This is a genomic window from Xenorhabdus vietnamensis (assembly GCF_002127535.1).
In the GTDB taxonomy this organism is placed as follows: Bacteria; Pseudomonadota; Gammaproteobacteria; order Enterobacterales; family Enterobacteriaceae; genus Xenorhabdus; species Xenorhabdus vietnamensis.
Genome location: NZ_MUBJ01000001.1, coordinates 347,485 through 365,402, shown reverse-complemented (window position 1 = coordinate 365,402; position 17,918 = coordinate 347,485). Strand labels below are relative to the sequence as shown.

Here is a 17,918-nt window from a genome sequence, read left to right as displayed (position 1 = left end):
CAGATCCATACACCAGTTACCTGAACCAACGATAAGATGCCGAAGGGAAAAGTCGATGCCTACATGCAATAACGCTAAACCCAGCACCACTAAATCTACCTCTGATAAATCCATCATCACCAATATTGATATCAGCAAGGACTATGATGAAACACAGGGATCGGATGATGTTCACTATCAAACGTTTGGTCGTATGGCGGCATTTTTTGGTCGTGATATGCAGGCACATCGCCATGATGGCTTTTTCCAACTGCATTATCTGGTAACAGGGCGGATTGAATTACAATTGGATGAACAGCGCTATTCTGTACAAGCTCCGCTATTTATCCTGACCCCGCCTTCCGTTCCCCATGCCTTTTTTACGCAGGAAGATACTGACGGTTATGTACTGACCGTCCGTCAGGAATTAATTACACCATTGCTTAGCTCACTTTATCCCACTCACCGAGAAATGGTTGATATTCCGGCTATCTGTCTTTCTGTCGCAGATAAATCCGATGAATTGGAAACATTCAACCATTATTGGGCACTGATTGGGCGTGAGTCTGCCAATCAATTCGCTGGGCGAGAACAATCACTGGCATTTCTGGCACAATCTTTGTTTACCTTTCTGCTGCGCACGATCCCCCTTGATGATCACCATTCCGGTGGTGTCAGGGGAGAACTAAAACTATTTCAGCGCTTTCACCAATTGGTTGACCAATATTATCACCAACATCTTACCGTGCCGGAATACGCAGAAAAGTTGGGTATTACAGAGTCACGCCTGAAAGATATGTGCCGACGCTTTACCAATCGCCCACCGAAAAAGCTGATCTTTGACCGACTGTTGCGAGAAGCAAAACGATTATTGCTGTTTAGTGACAGCCCTGTATTTGAAGTGGCATATCAGCTTGGGTTTAAAGATCCTGCTTACTTTACCCGATTTTTTAATCGGTTGGTGGGGTGTTCACCAAGTATCTGGCGGGAAAAGAGTTTAGTTGGGGATAAAAAGGTACTTTAAAATTAGTTTAAGTGAAACGATGATTTATTTGTATTATTTATACAGGATACTTCTCCTATTAATCTCATAACGATAATCTAAAGGCATAGATTCTTTATCTTCAAAACACTAAGACGATCACACTTTCACACAATTTATTCTCATTCACCGAAAAGTACCAGCAAACCTTCCGAAAGTCTCTTCAAGAAAAATCATTTAATCGCTTCAATCAAATACTGCAAGAAACATAAAATTAACACTAAATCCCCATATAGATAACAAATCAAAATAAAGGGATTTTTCGGAGCATGAGGTTGCTATGAAACTAGAAGATTTGCGTGCTGATCAAAAACGCCCATTTACCAGTAAAGAATACCTGAGTTCACTTCAGGATGGCCGCGAAATTTACATCTACGGTGAACGAGTCAAAGATGTGACAACACATCCGGCTTTCCGCAATGCGGCTGCTTCAATTGGTCAATTGTATGATGCCCTTCATGCCCCTGAAACTCATGATGCACTGTGTTGGAATACCGATACCGGAAATGGTGGCTATACCCATAAATTCTTCCGCTTCGCCACCAGCTCTGATGACATCCGCCAACAACGAGATGCCATTGCTGAATGGTCACGCCAAAACTACGGCTGGATGGGGCGTTCACCCGATTATAAAGCAGCATTCTGTTGCTCGTTGGGTGCCTATCCTGAATATTATGGACAATTCGCCGATAATGCCCGCATCTGGTATAAGCGCATTCAGGAAAGCTGCATCTATTTCAATCATGCAATTGTGAACCCTCCAATTGATCGCCATAAGCCAGCGGATCAGGTCAAAGATGTTTTTATCCAGATAGAAAAAGAGACAGATGCCGGAATTATTGTCAGTGGCGCCAAAGTTGTCGCAACCAATTCGGCTTTGACTCACTATAACTTTATCGGTTTTGGCTCTGCACAGGTGATTGGGGATAACCCCGATTTCGCCCTGATGTTTGTTGCGCCAATGGATGCTGATGGCGTGAAATTGATCTCTCGCGCCTCTTATGAATTGGTGGCAGGTGCTACCGGAACACCTTTTGATTATCCTCTTTCCAGTCGATTTGATGAAAATGACGCCATTCTGGTAATGGATAAGGTATTAATTCCATGGGAGAACGTGTTAATTTATCGCGATTTTGATCGCGCCCGTAATTGGGCAGTACAAAGCGGATTTGCACGGCTATTCCCCATGCAAGCCTGTACGCGCCTTGCAGTTAAGCTGGATTTCATCACGGGCCTGCTGCAAAAAAGCCTTGAATGCACTGGCGTGGTGGATTTTCGTGGCGTTCAGGCAGATCTGGGAGAAGTCGTCGCATGGCGCAATCTGTTCTGGTCTCTGACAGATGCGATGTGGGCAGAATCCAAGCAGTGGGAAAATGGCGCTTATCTGCCCGATACCCAAGCGATTCAAACTTATCGTGTGATGGCACCCATGGCTTATACAAAAATCAAGAATATCATTGAAAGCAATGTCACCAGCGGCTTGATTTATTTGCCATCCAGTGTACGTGATATGAATAACCCTGAGGTCAATAAATATCTTGAAAAATATGTTCGGGGATCTAATGGTATTGATCACGTAGAACGAATTAAGATTTTGAAATTAATGTGGGATGCCATTGGCAGCGAATTCGGTGGTCGCCATGAATTATACGAAATCAATTATGCCGGTAGTCAGGATGAAATTCGCCTGCAATGTCTGCGTCATGCCTATGGCTCTGGCAATATGAAAAAAATGACGGAATTAGTGGATCGCTGCCTCTCTGATTATGATTTGAATGGTTGGACCAGACCCCACTTACACAATAACCGTGATATTAACCTGTTAGATAAGCTGCTGAAATAAATCAGTAGTAGGAGGCCCATTATGTCTGTAGAAAATGAACATCGCCTGTGTTTCAGGAACGCGATGGCAAGCCTTTCCGCGGCAGTGAATATCATCACCACAGATGGCCCTGCGGGGCGCTGTGGTATAACTGCAACGGCGGTGTGCTCTGTGACAGATACGCCTCCGACTCTGATGATATGCATGAATCGCAATAGCGCCATGAATCCGGTATTTCAGGAAAATGGTCATTTGTGTGTCAATATCCTGAATCACGAACAAGAATTGCTGGCTCGCCATTTTGCTGGTATGACCGGAGTCAGCATGGAGGAACGCTTCGGTTGGGATATTTGGCACAACGGCCCACTAGGGCAACCTATGTTAAAAGAAACCCTTGCCAATCTGGAAGGTAGCATCAAACAGGTACAAGAAGTTGGCACTCATTATGTTTATTTAGTGGAAATAAAACAGATTATGGTCAGAGAAGAAGGCCACGGATTAATTTATTTTAAGCGCGATTTTCATCCAGTAATGGATAAAAATATAACACCTGTTGTTTAAAATAAATGCACATTTAAAACAACAATATTTCCAACATAGCTTCCTAATATGAAGGTTCTTTATCAAAAGACCTTCATCGCCTAATTCTCACTAATATCTTTCTTAATTAATATTTAAGAGATATTAACCTGAATATTACCCCAAAATTTCAATAAATCTAAACCTTAAAATCTTAAATTTCACTTCAAAAAGTGAAATTGACAGTTAAATACATAACAAAAAGTTAATATATAGATATTAGTGATTTTATTTAGTATGCCCTTTCATTTCACCTCTCATTTTTCAACAAGCAATAAACAAAATGGATCAAATTACAATCAAATCGATTTATTTGCGAACACATAACCCTCTGATTAATAATTTTTGATATTAATTTAGTGAATATTCTGTCAAATCTGGTATTACTTTTTTTCGTTAGTGTGATCAACCATTGAGAAGATACCATACCAGTATATTAACCTCCCTTGCTTCACGATCACCCTGAATAAATAAATAAATAAAATTACAACCCGTGCGATACATTAAGTTACAAGTATGTTAACAACAATATAATTATCTGGATGTATTGCCCATCGGAATGATAGTTAACAGAGGCATTCACTATGAATAAAACCGGTCCGATCGGTCTATGGGATCAACCAAAACCCTTTTTTATGATCTTTTTTGTGGAACTATGGGAACGGTTTGGTTTCTACGGCGTTCAAGGCATTCTTGCCGTTTATTTCGTTCACCAACTCGGTTTTTCAGAAGCACAAGCTTTTATCACCTTTGGTGCATTTACCGCGTTGGTGTATGGTCTGATTTCCATTGGTGGTTATGTAGGTGACCACTTACTGGGAACCAAACGTACTCTTGTTCTGGGTGCGATTATCATGGCAATCGGCTATTTCATGATTGGCCTGTCTATCATGCATCCTGACCTGATTTTTTATGCATTGGGAACAGTTGCTGTCGGTAATGGTCTTTTTAAAGCCAATCCTGCCAGCCTGCTAGCTAAATGTTATGAGCCAAAAGACCCGCGTTTGGATGGTGCATTTACGCTGTTTTATATGTCCATCAATCTCGGTTCTCTGTTTTCTCTTTCTCTTGCTCCCGTGATTGCCGAAAAATATGGTTATGCCGTCACCTATAATATCTGTGGTATTGGCCTGATCATTGCCCTGCTGGTTTATATTGCTTGCCGCCGTATGGTACATAACATCGGTTCAGAACCCGATCATGCTCCGGTAAACTATGCAACTTTGCTCGCAGTTCTCATCGGTACAGTGATCACGATTGGCATCTGTACCTGGTTGCTCCACAATATCAAAATTGCCAATATCGCCCTGATAGTGATTTCCGCTGTTGTTATTTTCATTTTCTTCTGGCAAGCATTTAAACAAAATCGCATTGGCCGTAATAAAATGTTCGTGGCATTTATTCTGATGCTTCAGGCCATCGTATTTTTCATCCTGTATAACCAAATGCCCACTTCCCTCAATTTCTTTGCTATTAATAACGTGCATCACCAAATTTTGGGTTTTGATGTCAATCCAGTAAGTTTTCAGGCACTAAACCCATTCTGGATCATCGTTGTTAGTCCAATATTGGCGGTTGCTTACACCAAGTTGGGTGCCAAAGGCAAAGATTTTTCCATGCCAACAAAATTCACCTTAGGTATGTTCTTATGCTCTTTAGGCTTCCTGACGGCCGCAGCTTCAGGTTTATTTGCCGATGAAAATGGCATAACTTCCCCGTGGTTTATTGTGCTGGTTTATCTGTTCCAAAGTGTCGGCGAATTGATGATTAGTGCTCTGGGATTGGCAATGGTGGCAGCGTTTGTTCCTAGTTATCTGACTGGCTTTATTCTGGGCATGTGGTTCCTGTCACAAGCCGCTGCATCAGTATTGGGTAGTTATGTGGCTACCTTTACCGCCGCACCAAAAGGCGTGACCGATCCCCTGCAAACCCTGCCAATTTATACTGGCGTGTTCAGTAAAATCGGGATTGCTACTCTGGTTGTTACCGTGATTATGGCCTTTATGGTGCCATGGCTGAATCGTATTATGAAAGAGGAAGTGAAAGCGTAATCTGCCTAATTCTGCTTTCTTGAACAAGTTTTCCGCTCGTTGATAATTTAAATAACGGGCGGGAATTCTGTCCCTTCAAATCTAGTGTCACCTTACCTGCACTTTTAGTGCTTCTATCAGGATGTTCATGCTGTTCTATCTAAAAACACACTCGTTTTAAGACACGAAAATAAACAAGCGCGCAAATTCCCCAATCTGAGTTAGAGCTTAAATCAGATTACACTCCATTATGGAGTGCAATCTGAAAATTGACTATCTATGCTATGGAATTACTATGCAATTAATTATCTCAATTACAGCACGTCAATCGCATTCAGTTCTTTAAAAGCCTGTTCCAGACGAACGATCATGGAAGTCTGACCGGCACGCAGCCAAACACGTGGATCATAGAATTTCTTGTTAGGCTTGTCGGCACCTTCTGGGTTACCCAACTGGCCTTGCAGGTAGCCTTCGTTCTTTTTGTAGTAGTTCAGAATACCTTCCCAAGTTGCCCACTGGGTATCGGTATCGATATTCATTTTCACTACACCATAGCTAACTGCTTCCTGAATCTCTTCTGCGGTAGAGCCGGAGCCACCGTGGAAGACAAAATCCAGACTGTTGTGTGGAAGGTTGAATTTCTCAGAGACATATTCCTGTGAGTTATGCAGGATTTTTGGCGTCAGTTTAACGTTACCTGGTTTGTATACACCATGAACGTTGCCAAAAGAAGCCGCGATAGTGAAACGTGGACTGATAGCGTTCAGTTTTTCATATGCGTAAGCCACGTCTTCTGGCTGAGTGTACAGGGAAGAACTGTCCAGATGAGTGTTATCAACACCATCTTCTTCACCACCAGTACAACCCAGTTCAATTTCCAGCGTCATGTCGATTTTCGCCATGCGTGCCAAATATTGGCCGCAAATCTCGATGTTTTCTTCCAAAGATTCTTCAGACAGGTCGATCATGTGAGAGGAGAACAGTGGCTTGCCAGTTTGCGCATAGTGTTTTTCACCCGCATCCAGCAGCCCGTCGATCCATGGCAGCAATTTACGGGCACAATGGTCGGTATGCAGGATAACAGGCACACCATAGTGTTCTGCCATCTGGTGAACATGGTGAGCGCCAGAAATGGAACCGATAATCGCGGCTTGCTGACCTTCTGTTTTCAGACCTTTACCTGCAACGAAAGACGCACCGCCGTTAGAAAACTGGATAATAACCGGAGCACGTACTTTTGCCGCCGTTTCCAACACTGCGTTGATGGAATCAGTACCAACGCAGTTAACCGCTGGTAACGCGAAGTTGTTTTCTTTAGCGATGGCAAAGACTTTTTGAACATCATCACCAGTGATGACACCCGGTTTTACGAAATCAAAAATTTTAGACATGTTACGTGGCCCTGTATTGACATTGAACAGGCAGTCAATGCTGCCCGTTATTACAACTTAGTTACTTTTAGCTCGTTCTTCCAGCATCACAACGGCTGGCAGTTTTTTGCCTTCGACGAATTCAAGGAAAGCACCACCACCAGTAGAGATGTAAGAGATCTTATCAGCAATTTCAAATAGATCGATTGCCGCCAAGGTATCACCGCCACCTGCGATTGAGAAAGCATCGCTCTCAGCAATTGCACGGGCAACAATTTCGGTTCCTTTACGGAAATTAGGGAATTCAAAAACACCTACCGGGCCATTCCACAGGATGGTCTTGGCGTTTTTCAGAATTTCAGCCAGACGTTCGGCAGAAGCATCACCCAAGTCAAGGATCTGCTCTTCGTCTTTAATTTCACTGGTGGATTTTAGTGTTGCTCCCGCAGTTTCAGAGAACTCTGTCGCAACACGAACATCGGTAGGAACCGGGATATCACAACTTTCCAGCAGTTTTTTGGCTTCTGGAATCAAATCATCTTCGTAGAGTGAACGGCCAACGTTGTGTCCTTCAGCAGCAACAAATGTATTGGCAATCCCACCCCCTACAATCAGTTGATCGGCAATTTTAGACAGTGAATCAAGAACTGTCAGTTTGGTTGAGACTTTAGAGCCACCCACAATTGCCACCATTGGGCGACCGGGGTTGTGCAGTGCCTTACCCAAAGCTTCCAGCTCACCAGACAGCAACGGACCAGCACAAGCAATTGGAGCAAACTTAGCAACGCCATGAGTTGACGCTTGCGCGCGGTGCGCAGTACCAAAAGCATCCATTACATACACATCACACAGTGCTGCATATTGCTTTGATAACGTTTCATCGTCTTTTTTCTCACCTTTGTTGAAGCGAACGTTTTCCAGAACAACTAATTCTCCTTCCGCCACTTCAACACCATCCAGATAGTTTTTTTCCAGACGAACAGGGGAAGAAAGTGCTTCTTTCAGGTAATCAACAATGGGTTGCAGTGAGAACTCTTCGTTGTATTCTCCTTCAGTCGGACGTCCCAGGTGAGAAGTAACCATGACCTTGGCTCCCTGATTCAGCGCAGCCTCAATCGTCGGCAAAGACGCACGGATACGTGCATCAGAAGTCACTTTGCCATCTTTTACAGGCACATTCAGATCAGCACGGATCAGTACACGTTTACCCGCCAGATCTAAATCAGTCATCTTAATTACAGACATGGTGAATCCTCTCATTGATTCTTTAAAATTATTCAATCTTCTGCTGATGTGTCATATGTGACACAACAAATGATTATTTGAAACCAGTTGCAGCCATTGCCAACGTTGTGTCAATCATACGATTGGCAAAACCCCATTCATTGTCACACCACACAAGAGTTTTAATCAGGTGTTTCCCGCTGACTCTTGTTTGTGTGCCATCCACAATGGCACTGTGGGGATCGTGGTTAAAATCCATTGAAACCAACGGCAAATCAGTATAATCCACTATACCACGAAACTCTCTGGCCGCTGATTTTTGCAGGAGCTGGTTGACATCTTCAACATTCACTGCCGCACGGACTGTCACGCTTAAGTCAATCGCTGTCACGTTGATAGTCGGCACTCGAACAGAAATTGCCTCAAACCGATCGATGAATTTAGGGAAAACACGTGAGATCCCCGCAGACAGTTTTGTATCAACAGGAATAATGGATTGACTGGCTGCCCGGGTTCGACGTAAATCACGGTGATAAGCATCGATCACAGGTTGATCATTCATGGATGCGTGGATGGTTGTCACCGTACCAGATTCAATATTGAACTCATCATCCAATACTTTGATAATTGGAATGATGCAGTTTGTTGTACAGGATGCATTGGAAACAATGCGATCTTCTGCAACCAGAGAATGGTGGTTGACACCATATACCACGGTTGCATCCAGATTATTTCCTCCCGGATGTGAAAATAGGACTTTTTTGGCTCCGCTGGCGATATGAGACTCTCCGTCTGCCCGCTCACCATATTTGCCCGTACAATCAAGAACGATATCAATGCCCAGCTCTTTCCACGGCAGAGCCGAGATCTCCGGTTGATGAAACAGCCGGATACTGTCGTCCCCTACTTGCAATAAATTATTATTCAGGCGTACATCCCATGCAAAACGCCCATGACTGGAATCGTATTTCAATAAATGGGCAATGCCTTCCGCATCCGCCAACTCATTGATAGCGATAACCGAAATTTCAGTTCGACGTCCGGATTCATAAAGCGCACGCAAGACACTACGCCCTATTCTTCCGAAGCCGTTAATCGCTACTCTGATTGTCATGTTACTCCCTGAATTTATCTGTAGTCATGCAACCGCTTAGGATAACTGAGCAACGCCTGCTTGTACGAATAATTCATCACAAAATTAGCCATATTGTGATATACAAGGCATTTTATATATTTAATTAACACATTAAACTGAAACGGTTCAGCAACTATGGAAAGCAGATTACGAGAAAAAAAGCGTAATGGCAAGCGCCATTAGCCATGTAACAGAGGAAAAACTGAACAAAAAAAGAGCGCATTCGCTCTAAAATTGATGCAAATGCGCTTAATTACGGATTATTTCAGCAGAGCGGATGCCTTGGCTACCACATTTTCAACAGTGAAACCAAACTCTTTGAACAGTGCATCAGCAGGTGCAGATTCACCGAAAGTCTTCATACCAACGATGTCACCATTAATGCCAACGTATTTGAACCAGTAATCGGCAATACCTGCTTCGATGGCAACACGAGCAGAAACTGCCGCAGGCAGTACCGCTTCACGGTATGCAGCATCCTGCTTATCGAAAGCATCAGTAGATGGCATGGAAACCACACGAACCTGACGGCCTTCAGCACTCAGTTGTTCAGCCGCTTTCACAGCCAGTTCCACTTCAGAACCCGTTGCAATCAGGATCAACTCAGGCTGATCTGCACAATCTTTCAGGACGTAAGCACCTTTCTCGATATTCGCCAATTGCTCAGCCGTACGCTCTTGCTGTGCCAGATTCTGACGGGAGAAGATCAGTGAAGTAGGGCCATCTTTGCGCTCAATTGCATATTTCCACGCAACCGCAGATTCAACCTGATCACATGGACGCCATGTGCTCATGTTTGGTGTTACGCGCAGGCTGGCAATCTGCTCTACTGGCTGGTGAGTTGGGCCATCTTCACCCAGCCCGATGGAATCGTGGGTATAAACGAAGATGCTGCGTATTTTCATCAGTGCTGCCATACGTACAGCGTTGCGGGCATATTCCACGAACATCAGGAATGTTGCACCATAAGGCACAAAACCACCATGCAGTGCGATACCGTTCATAATGGCAGACATACCGAACTCACGCACACCATAGTGAATGTAGTTACCATCCTGAACTTCGTTCAGTGGCTTGGAACCAGACCACATGGTCAGGTTACTTGGTGCTAAATCGGCAGAACCACCCATGAATTCTGGCAGAACTTTACCGAATGCTTCCAATGCGTTTTGTGATGCCTTGCGGCTGGCAATAGAAGCAGGGTTCTGTTGCAGATTTTCAATGAATGCCTTGGATTCAGCTTCCCAGTTAGCTGGCAGTTCACCATTGGTACGGCGGGTGAATTCAGTAGCCAATTCCGGATGAGCTTTGGCATATGCAGCAAATTTCTCTTCCCAAGCGGTTTCTTTGGTTTTGCCTGCTTCCTGAGCATTCCAGCCAGCATAAATATCCTGAGGCACTTCAAATGCAGGATGTTCCCAGCCCAGGGCTTTACGAGTTGCTTCAATTTCAGCATCACCCAATGGAGCCCCGTGACATTCTTCTTTACCTGCTTTGTTTGGCGAGCCAAAACCAATGATGGTTTTGCACATCAACAGGGAAGGTTTGCCTGTCTCTTTACGTGCTGCTTCAATAGCTGCCGCAATAGCGTCAGAGTCATGACCATCGACGCCACGGATAACATGCCAGCCATAGGCTTCAAAGCGTGTTGCAGTATCATCGGTGAACCAGCCTTCTACTTCACCATCGATAGAAATACCATTGTCATCATAGAATGCGATCAATTTGCCCAGTTTCAGTGTGCCCGCCAAAGAGCAAACTTCATGGGAGATCCCTTCCATCATACAGCCGTCACCCATAAACACATAAGTGAAGTGATCGACAATATCGTGGCCTGGACGGTTGAACTGCGCTGCAAGTGTTCGTTCTGCAATCGCAAAACCTACTGCGTTAGCGATCCCCTGCCCCAATGGGCCAGTAGTCGTTTCCACGCCAGAAGTATAGCCATACTCTGGATGGCCTGGAGTTTTAGAGTGCAATTGACGGAAATTTTTCAAATCATCAATAGAAACATCATAACCCGTCAGATGCAGCAAGCTGTAAATCAGCATAGAGCCGTGACCATTAGATAACACGAAACGGTCACGATCAACCCAGTTAGGGTTAGAAGGGTTATGATTCAGATAGTCGCGCCACAGCACTTCAGCAATGTCAGCCATTCCCATTGGTGCACCAGGATGCCCTGATTTTGCTTTCTGCACAGCGTCCATGCTCAAGAAGCGGATAGCATTAGCAAGGGTTTTACGAGTGGTCATTCTTTACTCCAAGTCGGATAAAAGCGTTAGTGAACTAAGGACTAATTTTCGCAGCGCGGCATACAAACCGCAATCATTAATACCAGATAAGGAGAACTATATTAATTTCCCCTTGGCAACAATTCTTTGATTTACCCCGTTGTTTCGGTGCATTCTCAGGCCAATGCGTGCAACTGAAGGTGGATTTGCGCAAATGGGAAATTATTTCACACCGTGATTTGCGCAATAAGAAAGTGGTGTATTAGACACGATACCCAACAAGTTAATCAAGGCCAAAAGAATGAGTTTTTCTGCCAAGTTAGGATCATGATTATAAAAGTGATAATACTCTCTAACTGGAAGCATTTGCTGATTCAGAGAACGGTAGATGTCATAATTTTCATCATCAAAACAAACAAGATTCACTTGTAATATATTTTGATTACCCGATAAGCTCGAATGAATTGCAAATAATGCGATTTCAGCAGCCAATTTTTTCGGAAAATAAATGACAAAATCTAACCCTATATTTGATTTAAAATCAGATACAGCCATCATACAATTAGCTTCCATCAATACAAAATATGATCAGCTGATTCACTTACTTCAAGATTGCGTCGAAAGTGATGCTTCCATCGGATTTATTGCACCATTGGCAGAGAACGAAGCGGAACGATATTGGCAAGATGTCGAAGCAGATCTTGCATCCGGTCATCGGTTTCTGTTGGTTGCCCTGAAAGGTGAAAACATCGCAGGTTCAGTGCAACTTTCCTTCTGTAAGAAAAAGAACGGCCTGCACCGCGCGGATGTAGAAAAACTGATGGTGCATACTGCCTACCGACAGCGCGGAATTGGCCGAATGCTGATGAATGCACTAGAACGCTTGGCAAAACAGCATCAACGCAGTTTGCTGGTTTTGGATACACGTACCAATGATCCGGCTTCAGCACTGTATCAAAAATGTGGTTTTATTGAAGTCGGACAAATTCCAAAATTTGCCATTAATTCCAATGGGGAATTTTCAGGAACTACGTATTTCTATAAGTTGATTTGAAATTTTCTGCAAATGCAAAAAAGAAAAAGCCCCGAGTTAAAAACTCAGGGCTTATAAATTCTGGCGGTGCGGACGGGACTCGAACCCGCGACCCCCGGCGTGACAGGCCGGTATTCTAACCAACTGAACTACCGCACCGCATGGTGTTCTGGCTGAGAACGGGGTGGATGATACGGGCTACGATAAAATACGTCAATCGCTTTTTATAACAAAAGGTTTTGTTTGCACAATTTTTCACCTCGACCAAATATTTCCCTCCATTTTGTTCTTGTTTAATCAATCTAGCTGTTCAGGTTTTGAGCGCCAAAGGCAGCTTCCCCCTTTCTTTTCCACCAGATCCAAACGAGATTCATGCTGAATTAGTTCTTCATCAGAAGCATAAACAATTTTTAGTTCTGTCTGTGGGCGGGTAATCTTTTTAATTTCTGAAATCTGAGCGTTACCTGATGTTTCCCCTTCCATTGAAAAAGCCAATGATGTCTGACCACCTGTCATTGCCAGATAAACATCAGACAGAATCTCGGCATCAAGCAATGCGCCGTGAAGAGTGCGTTTTGAGTTATCTATATGATAACGATCACACAACGCATCAAGATTATTACGCTTGCCGGGGAAAAGCGCTCTTGCCAACATCAAGCTATCTGTAATAGTACAAAAATCAGCGGTTGGTGGAATATCCCGATTCAGTTTACGGAACTCATAATCCATAAAGCCGATATCAAACGTTGCGTTATGGATAATCAACTCAGCACCACGAATAAACTCAATGAATTCATCAGCAATATCAGCAAATTTCGGTTTATCCAGCAAAAATTCATCGCTGATGCCGTGAACTTCAAATGCTTCCGGATCAACCAAGCGTTCCGGCTTAATATAAATATGAAAATGACGCCCTGTCAGGCGACGGTTAATAACCTCCACAGCACCAATTTCAATGATGTTGTGTCCCTCATAATGAACACCTAACTTGTTCATACCGGTTGTTTCGGTATCGAGGACTATTTGGCGGGTAATAGCAGTGCTCATAGTGTTTTTTTGTGTCAGACTTAGAGTTTTGATTAAAGATGATATAGGAAGAGTCTACCAAAGATGAACAAACAGGTAGAAATTTTCACCGATGGTTCTTGCCTCGGTAATCCCGGCCCCGGTGGATATGGCATTTTACTCCGCTACCAACAACGAGAAAAAACCTTAAATGGCGGTTATTTTCACACGACCAATAATCGCATGGAATTAATGGCGGCCATAATAGGGCTGGAAACGCTTAAACGTTCCTGTAATGTGATTTTGACGACGGACAGCCAGTATGTCCGCCAAGGAATCACTCAATGGATCCACAACTGGAAAAAACGCGGCTGGAAAAAAGCGGACAAATCTCCTGTTGTCAATGTCGATCTCTGGCAGCGACTTGATAAAGCTATTTTGCGTCATGACATTGATTGGCGCTGGGTCAAAGGCCACGCTGGGCATCGGGAAAATGAGTTATGTGATGAACTGGCCCGCGCAGCCGCCAGTAACCCTACTCAAGCCGATACTGGCTATATTGAAAACGAAAATTAATCCATCCATTTAGAGCGTCGGTAAATCTTTTTCGCCGCTCCCAACGCATTACTGAATTTCGGTTTCAACAATGTTGCCCGCATGGGATTTAATGTCAAAGGTATTGTCCGCTTGCGGGCAATAATCACATTCAGACAACCAAACATTGACATATTGAGGCCCCAAAGACTCTTGCTATTTTTGTGCCACGGTAAAACATGAAAATTAGCGTGATGAATGATTTCATAATTAAGAAGACGCAGCCAATCCAATTGGCGCAACATAGAAAACATCTGGGCCTGACAAGATTGCCGACAACATATCGGGGAAATTATTTTCCTTAAACCTAATATACTTATTGGGTTAAAACCACTGATGATCAACCAACCATCATCGATCATGATCCTGTCCACTTCCCTCAATAGCCAATGAGGATCAATACTATAAGTCAACATATGTGCCAACAAACAGGCATCAACTGATTTACTTGCAAAAGGAAGGTAATTGGGATCAGTAATGACATTCATATTTTTTCCCTGCAATCCTATATTGACTTGATGGCGGATCAAACAGGAACAGGTATCAATTTCAGCACTTAAGTTACCGATTTTCACTAAATGAAAACCAAAGATTTTTGGCCACCACGGTTCCAATTGACGTTCCAGAGAGACGCGGTAATATTCTCCCCACGGTAACTCGGCCCAAGAAGCAGGGAGGGTTATTTGCTTGATTGAACGTGCTGATCGCATGTCATCTTCCTTATCAACCTACTATAAACCTACTATTGAAAACGAGGCGTACAATGGAGCTTATCAGGATCCCTGCCCTTTCGGATAACTACATTTGGTTACTTTGTGATGAGAACAAACATTGTGTCATCATCGATCCCGCTGAGTCAGAGCCTGTCATTGATATTCTAGCAGCAAACCAATTTATTCCCGCTGCTATTCTGCTGACACATCACCATCATGATCACGTTGGCGGAGTTCCCGGGCTACTCAAACAGCACCCCGAATTACCCGTATATGGTCCCGAAGAGACGCAACATAAAGGAGCAACCTATATTGTTCATGAACATGACACCATTAATACAGGAAGTTTTTCTTTCCGTGTCATGGAGCTACCAGGACATACACTTGGTCACATTGCATTTTATCAAGCTCCCTACCTATTTTGTGGAGATACTCTGTTTTCTGGCGGTTGTGGACGTTTATTTGAAGGTACAGCCGAACAAATGTTTTCCTCTCTTGAGAAAATTTTATCCTTACCCGATGATACATTGATCTGCTGTGCTCACGAATATACTGTGTCAAATATGAAATTTGCAAAAGCAGTATTACCAAATAATCAAATTATTCACGATTATTATCAAGAAACGCTTAAATTACGTGAAAATAATCAGGCAACCATCCCAACAAATTTACAAACAGAGAAAAAAATTAATGTTTTCTTAAATTGCCACGACATTTATTTACAAAAAAATATCGGTATCAAACCGAACTCAATGTCACTTTCTTCTGTTTTTCAGCAATTAAGGGCTTATAAAGATCGATTTTAATTTTGTTGGGTTGTCTTCTACGTAATAGGTCAGTATTATTGCTCACCTTTTAGGCAACAATCGAAAAATTAAATAACATGAAGACAAAAGCGATCATACTCGCCTCTGTTCTTCTTGCTGGGTGCCAATCGAGCCTGCAACCAAAGGCTCCTTCCCAGCAACAAGCACAGAAGATGTCTTCAACGAATCAGAAAGAAAACAGTATTGCAGAACCAGAGAATTCCGCAAACTGGAAGGTAAGTCCGACAGCCCAACAAGATTTATGGGGACATATCCGCGATGAGTTGAAGATGGAAATTCCTGACAATAGCAGGGTAAGAGCACAGCAAAGTTACTATTTGACGAACAAAAAACATTTCCAAAGCGTGATGTTGCAAGCAGAACCATACATTTATTGGATCGTTGATCAACTTGATGAGCGACATATGCCAATGGAGCTGGTATTTCTGCCCTTGGTAGAGAGTTCTTTTAACCCTCATGCCACCTCCTACGCCAAGGCCGCAGGTTTATGGCAGATTATCCCAAGCACAGGCCATCATTATGGTATGACGCAAGATAAATGGTACGATGCCCGTCGTGACGTTGCTGCATCAACAGCGGCCGCTCTTGATATGCTTCAATACCTCAATACACGATTTAATGGGGATTGGCTTTTGACCATTGCCGCCTACAATAGTGGCGAAGGTCGGGTCCTGCGTGCAATCAGAGAAAATAAAGCACAAGGAAAGCCAACAGATTTTTGGTCGTTGTCACTGCCGCGGGAAACAACGCACTATGTCCCCAAGATATTGGCGGTAAGTAATATCGTTCGTCATGACGAAAAATTTAGTTCTAAATTTCCTAAACCCAATAACCAACAAGCACTGATTAAAGTGGAAGTAGGACAGCAAATCATGCTGTCACAAGCGGCTGAACTATCCGGGCTATCATTGACATCAATCAGGGCATATAACCCAGGGTATAAACGGGGTATGACGTCACCTCATGGGCCGCATTACATCATGCTACCAAAAAAGAACGTAGGGCAATTTAGAACTTCTTTGGCAAATAAAGAAATCCTGAAAGACATTCGGCTGGCTGTTACCCAAAATACCCACAAGTTACAGCAAAAAAGCAGCTATACGGTTCGTGCCGGCGATACCTTGTCAGCGATTGCTAAGCGCTTCCGTACAACTCACCGAGAGTTACAGAGATTGAACAACTTAAAAACGGCTGGTCGACTCAAGATCGGTCAAGTGCTAAAAATCGATAACAATGGCCCAATCACCTATCATGTGCAAAAAGGTGATTCATTTTCCAGCATAGCTAAACACCACGGTGTAGACCTTAATGATCTACAGAATTGGAATAAAAGCGTTAAAATCAAAGACATGAAGCCGGGTATAGCTCTGACTCTTTATCTTAATTAAACATATTTCTTCTCTCCAGTATATAGCGCCCTGTTTTTTAGCAGGGCGCTATTTTTATATATTTAATTGATTTGATTAAATCAGGTGTAACAACAATAAAAATATCAAATATTTCAAACAAATAAAAAAATAATATAAATTCAGCCTATTAAATATAAATAACCAAATAAAGACATTATGATTTCAACAAAATCCAGCAACTCGAATATGACATTTTCATTGTTTTCTAGCATAATTTCATTCAGGCAATCATATACATTTCATTATCCTATTGATTTATTAGTATCAACAGAGAGGTAATAAATTGACATCATCAGGATCAAATGCAGAAAACTTCCCTAATGCCTTCACTAAGATAAAAGAATATCTGCTACTTCCCGCAGGGTTTCAACCGGATACCATTCCTTGTATCGAAACAGAAAGCTGTGATTATAGTGCCATGAAATTTCAACTGAGTGGTAAATCGATTGTTTTTCGTCAGGCTAAAATAACGCCGAGTAAACAGGGACAATTCGTCACGCTTTGGAAAAGACCAACTCCAGCTTCAGAAATAATGCCTTTTGACGAAAGCGATAACATTGATTTTTGTCTAATAGCGACTTTTTCAGAGCAGCAAAAAGGTATTTTTCTATTTGACTCACATACCCTGATAAACAAAGGCATTTTCTCAAGTCAAACTAAAGAAGGTAAAAGAGCCATTCGTGTCTATCCTACATGGGTATCACCTACATCAAAACAAGCTATCCAAACACAAAAATGGCAATCCTTATATTTTATAAATTTCGATAAGAAAGAATCTGCTATTGAACAATTTAAGAATATACTCTCAAAGAATAACAAAAATGATTAATAATTGAATAATGTTATTATCATTTGTTTAAACTTTATATTTAAAAGTATATTACCTTCTGTAGATTTATCAAGAATCGTTTCGTTTAATTTT

15 protein-coding genes, 1 tRNA gene and 1 pseudogene are annotated in these 17,918 nt (G+C 42.7%); 9 read left to right on the top strand and 8 right to left on the bottom strand.

The window, feature by feature from the left end; genetic code table 11:
* Positions 1 to 55: 55 nt before the first annotated feature.
* From hpaA to dtpB, 4 genes are all read left to right on the top strand, one after another.
* Entirely contained in the window at positions 56 to 1,003 is a 948-nt protein-coding gene (gene hpaA / locus Xvie_RS01615) for a 4-hydroxyphenylacetate catabolism regulatory protein HpaA (RefSeq protein ID WP_086107645.1), read from the top strand.
* A 298-nt stretch (positions 1,004 to 1,301) separates the two neighbouring features.
* Entirely contained in the window at positions 1,302 to 2,864 is a 1,563-nt protein-coding gene (hpaB, locus tag Xvie_RS01610; protein ID WP_086107644.1) for a 4-hydroxyphenylacetate 3-monooxygenase, oxygenase component, read from the top strand.
* Between the two features lie 21 nt (positions 2,865 to 2,885).
* Complete coding sequence (hpaC, locus tag Xvie_RS01605; RefSeq protein WP_086107643.1) at positions 2,886 to 3,404, top strand: 4-hydroxyphenylacetate 3-monooxygenase, reductase component; 519 nt, start codon at positions 2,886 to 2,888, stop codon at positions 3,402 to 3,404.
* A gap of 602 nt (positions 3,405 to 4,006) precedes the next feature.
* Positions 4,007 to 5,473, top strand: a complete 1,467-nt coding sequence (gene dtpB, locus Xvie_RS01600) for a dipeptide/tripeptide permease DtpB (RefSeq protein ID WP_086107642.1) — start codon at positions 4,007 to 4,009, stop codon at positions 5,471 to 5,473.
* 293 nt (positions 5,474 to 5,766) lie between these two features.
* Here the strand turns inward: dtpB and fbaA are convergent, their stop codons facing one another.
* The 5 genes from fbaA to Xvie_RS21960 form a co-directional block, all read right to left on the bottom strand.
* Positions 5,767 to 6,843 carry a class II fructose-bisphosphate aldolase gene (gene fbaA, locus Xvie_RS01595; RefSeq protein ID WP_086107641.1) on the bottom strand — a complete coding sequence of 359 codons (1,077 nt, stop codon included), beginning with the start codon at positions 6,841 to 6,843 and terminating at the stop codon, positions 5,767 to 5,769.
* Between the two features lie 57 nt (positions 6,844 to 6,900).
* Positions 6,901 to 8,067 carry a phosphoglycerate kinase gene (gene pgk, locus Xvie_RS01590; protein WP_086107640.1) on the bottom strand — a complete coding sequence of 389 codons (1,167 nt, stop codon included), beginning with the start codon at positions 8,065 to 8,067 and terminating at the stop codon, positions 6,901 to 6,903.
* A 73-nt stretch (positions 8,068 to 8,140) separates the two neighbouring features.
* Entirely contained in the window at positions 8,141 to 9,160 is a 1,020-nt protein-coding gene (gene epd, locus Xvie_RS01585) for an erythrose-4-phosphate dehydrogenase (RefSeq protein ID WP_086107639.1), read from the bottom strand.
* 281 nt (positions 9,161 to 9,441) lie between these two features.
* Positions 9,442 to 11,436: a transketolase gene (gene tkt / locus Xvie_RS01580; protein ID WP_086107638.1), complete on the bottom strand. Its 1,995-nt coding sequence runs from the start codon at positions 11,434 to 11,436 to the stop codon at positions 9,442 to 9,444.
* Positions 11,437 to 11,637: 201 nt separating this feature from the next.
* Positions 11,638 to 11,907: a macro domain-containing protein gene (locus tag Xvie_RS21960; protein WP_208612492.1), complete on the bottom strand. Its 270-nt coding sequence runs from the start codon at positions 11,905 to 11,907 to the stop codon at positions 11,638 to 11,640.
* A 16-nt stretch (positions 11,908 to 11,923) separates the two neighbouring features.
* Between Xvie_RS21960 and Xvie_RS01570 the strand changes: the two genes are divergently transcribed.
* Positions 11,924 to 12,469 (top strand): GNAT family N-acetyltransferase, encoded by a 546-nt coding sequence (locus tag Xvie_RS01570; RefSeq protein ID WP_086107637.1) that lies wholly within the window; start codon positions 11,924 to 11,926, stop codon positions 12,467 to 12,469.
* 61 nt (positions 12,470 to 12,530) lie between these two features.
* On the opposite strand, the gene Xvie_RS01565 is transcribed toward Xvie_RS01570, so the two are convergent.
* Together Xvie_RS01565 and dnaQ are read right to left on the bottom strand one after the other, a co-directional pair.
* Positions 12,531 to 12,607: transfer RNA gene (locus tag Xvie_RS01565), tRNA-Asp, on the bottom strand.
* 138 nt (positions 12,608 to 12,745) lie between these two features.
* Positions 12,746 to 13,495, bottom strand: a complete 750-nt coding sequence (gene dnaQ, locus Xvie_RS01560; RefSeq protein ID WP_086107636.1) for a DNA polymerase III subunit epsilon — start codon at positions 13,493 to 13,495, stop codon at positions 12,746 to 12,748.
* Here dnaQ and rnhA point away from each other — a divergent pair.
* Positions 13,443 to 14,029: pseudogene (gene rnhA, locus Xvie_RS01555) on the top strand (ribonuclease HI). The gene dnaQ and the pseudogene rnhA sit on opposite strands and share 53 nt — an antisense overlap.
* Here rnhA and Xvie_RS01550 read toward each other — a convergent pair.
* The gene (locus Xvie_RS01550; RefSeq protein WP_086107634.1) at positions 14,026 to 14,757 is read right to left on the bottom strand and encodes a methyltransferase domain-containing protein; all 732 of its coding nucleotides are present in this window, start codon (positions 14,755 to 14,757) and stop codon (positions 14,026 to 14,028) included. The pseudogene rnhA and the gene Xvie_RS01550 sit on opposite strands and share 4 nt — an antisense overlap.
* Positions 14,758 to 14,810: 53 nt before the next feature.
* On the opposite strand from Xvie_RS01550, the gene gloB reads away from it, so the two are divergent.
* The 3 genes from gloB (at position 14,811) to Xvie_RS01535 (ending at position 17,825) form a co-directional block, all read left to right on the top strand.
* On the top strand, positions 14,811 to 15,566 hold the full coding sequence (gene gloB / locus Xvie_RS01545) for a hydroxyacylglutathione hydrolase (protein ID WP_086107633.1): 756 nt from the start codon (positions 14,811 to 14,813) through the stop codon (positions 15,564 to 15,566).
* A gap of 77 nt (positions 15,567 to 15,643) precedes the next feature.
* Entirely contained in the window at positions 15,644 to 16,975 is a 1,332-nt protein-coding gene (mltD, locus tag Xvie_RS01540; protein WP_086107632.1) for a murein transglycosylase D, read from the top strand.
* 304 nt (positions 16,976 to 17,279) lie between these two features.
* A complete protein-coding gene (locus tag Xvie_RS01535; RefSeq protein ID WP_208612491.1) occupies positions 17,280 to 17,825 on the top strand; it encodes a MepB family protein in 546 nt (181 codons plus the stop codon).
* Positions 17,826 to 17,918: the final 93 nt, after the last annotated feature.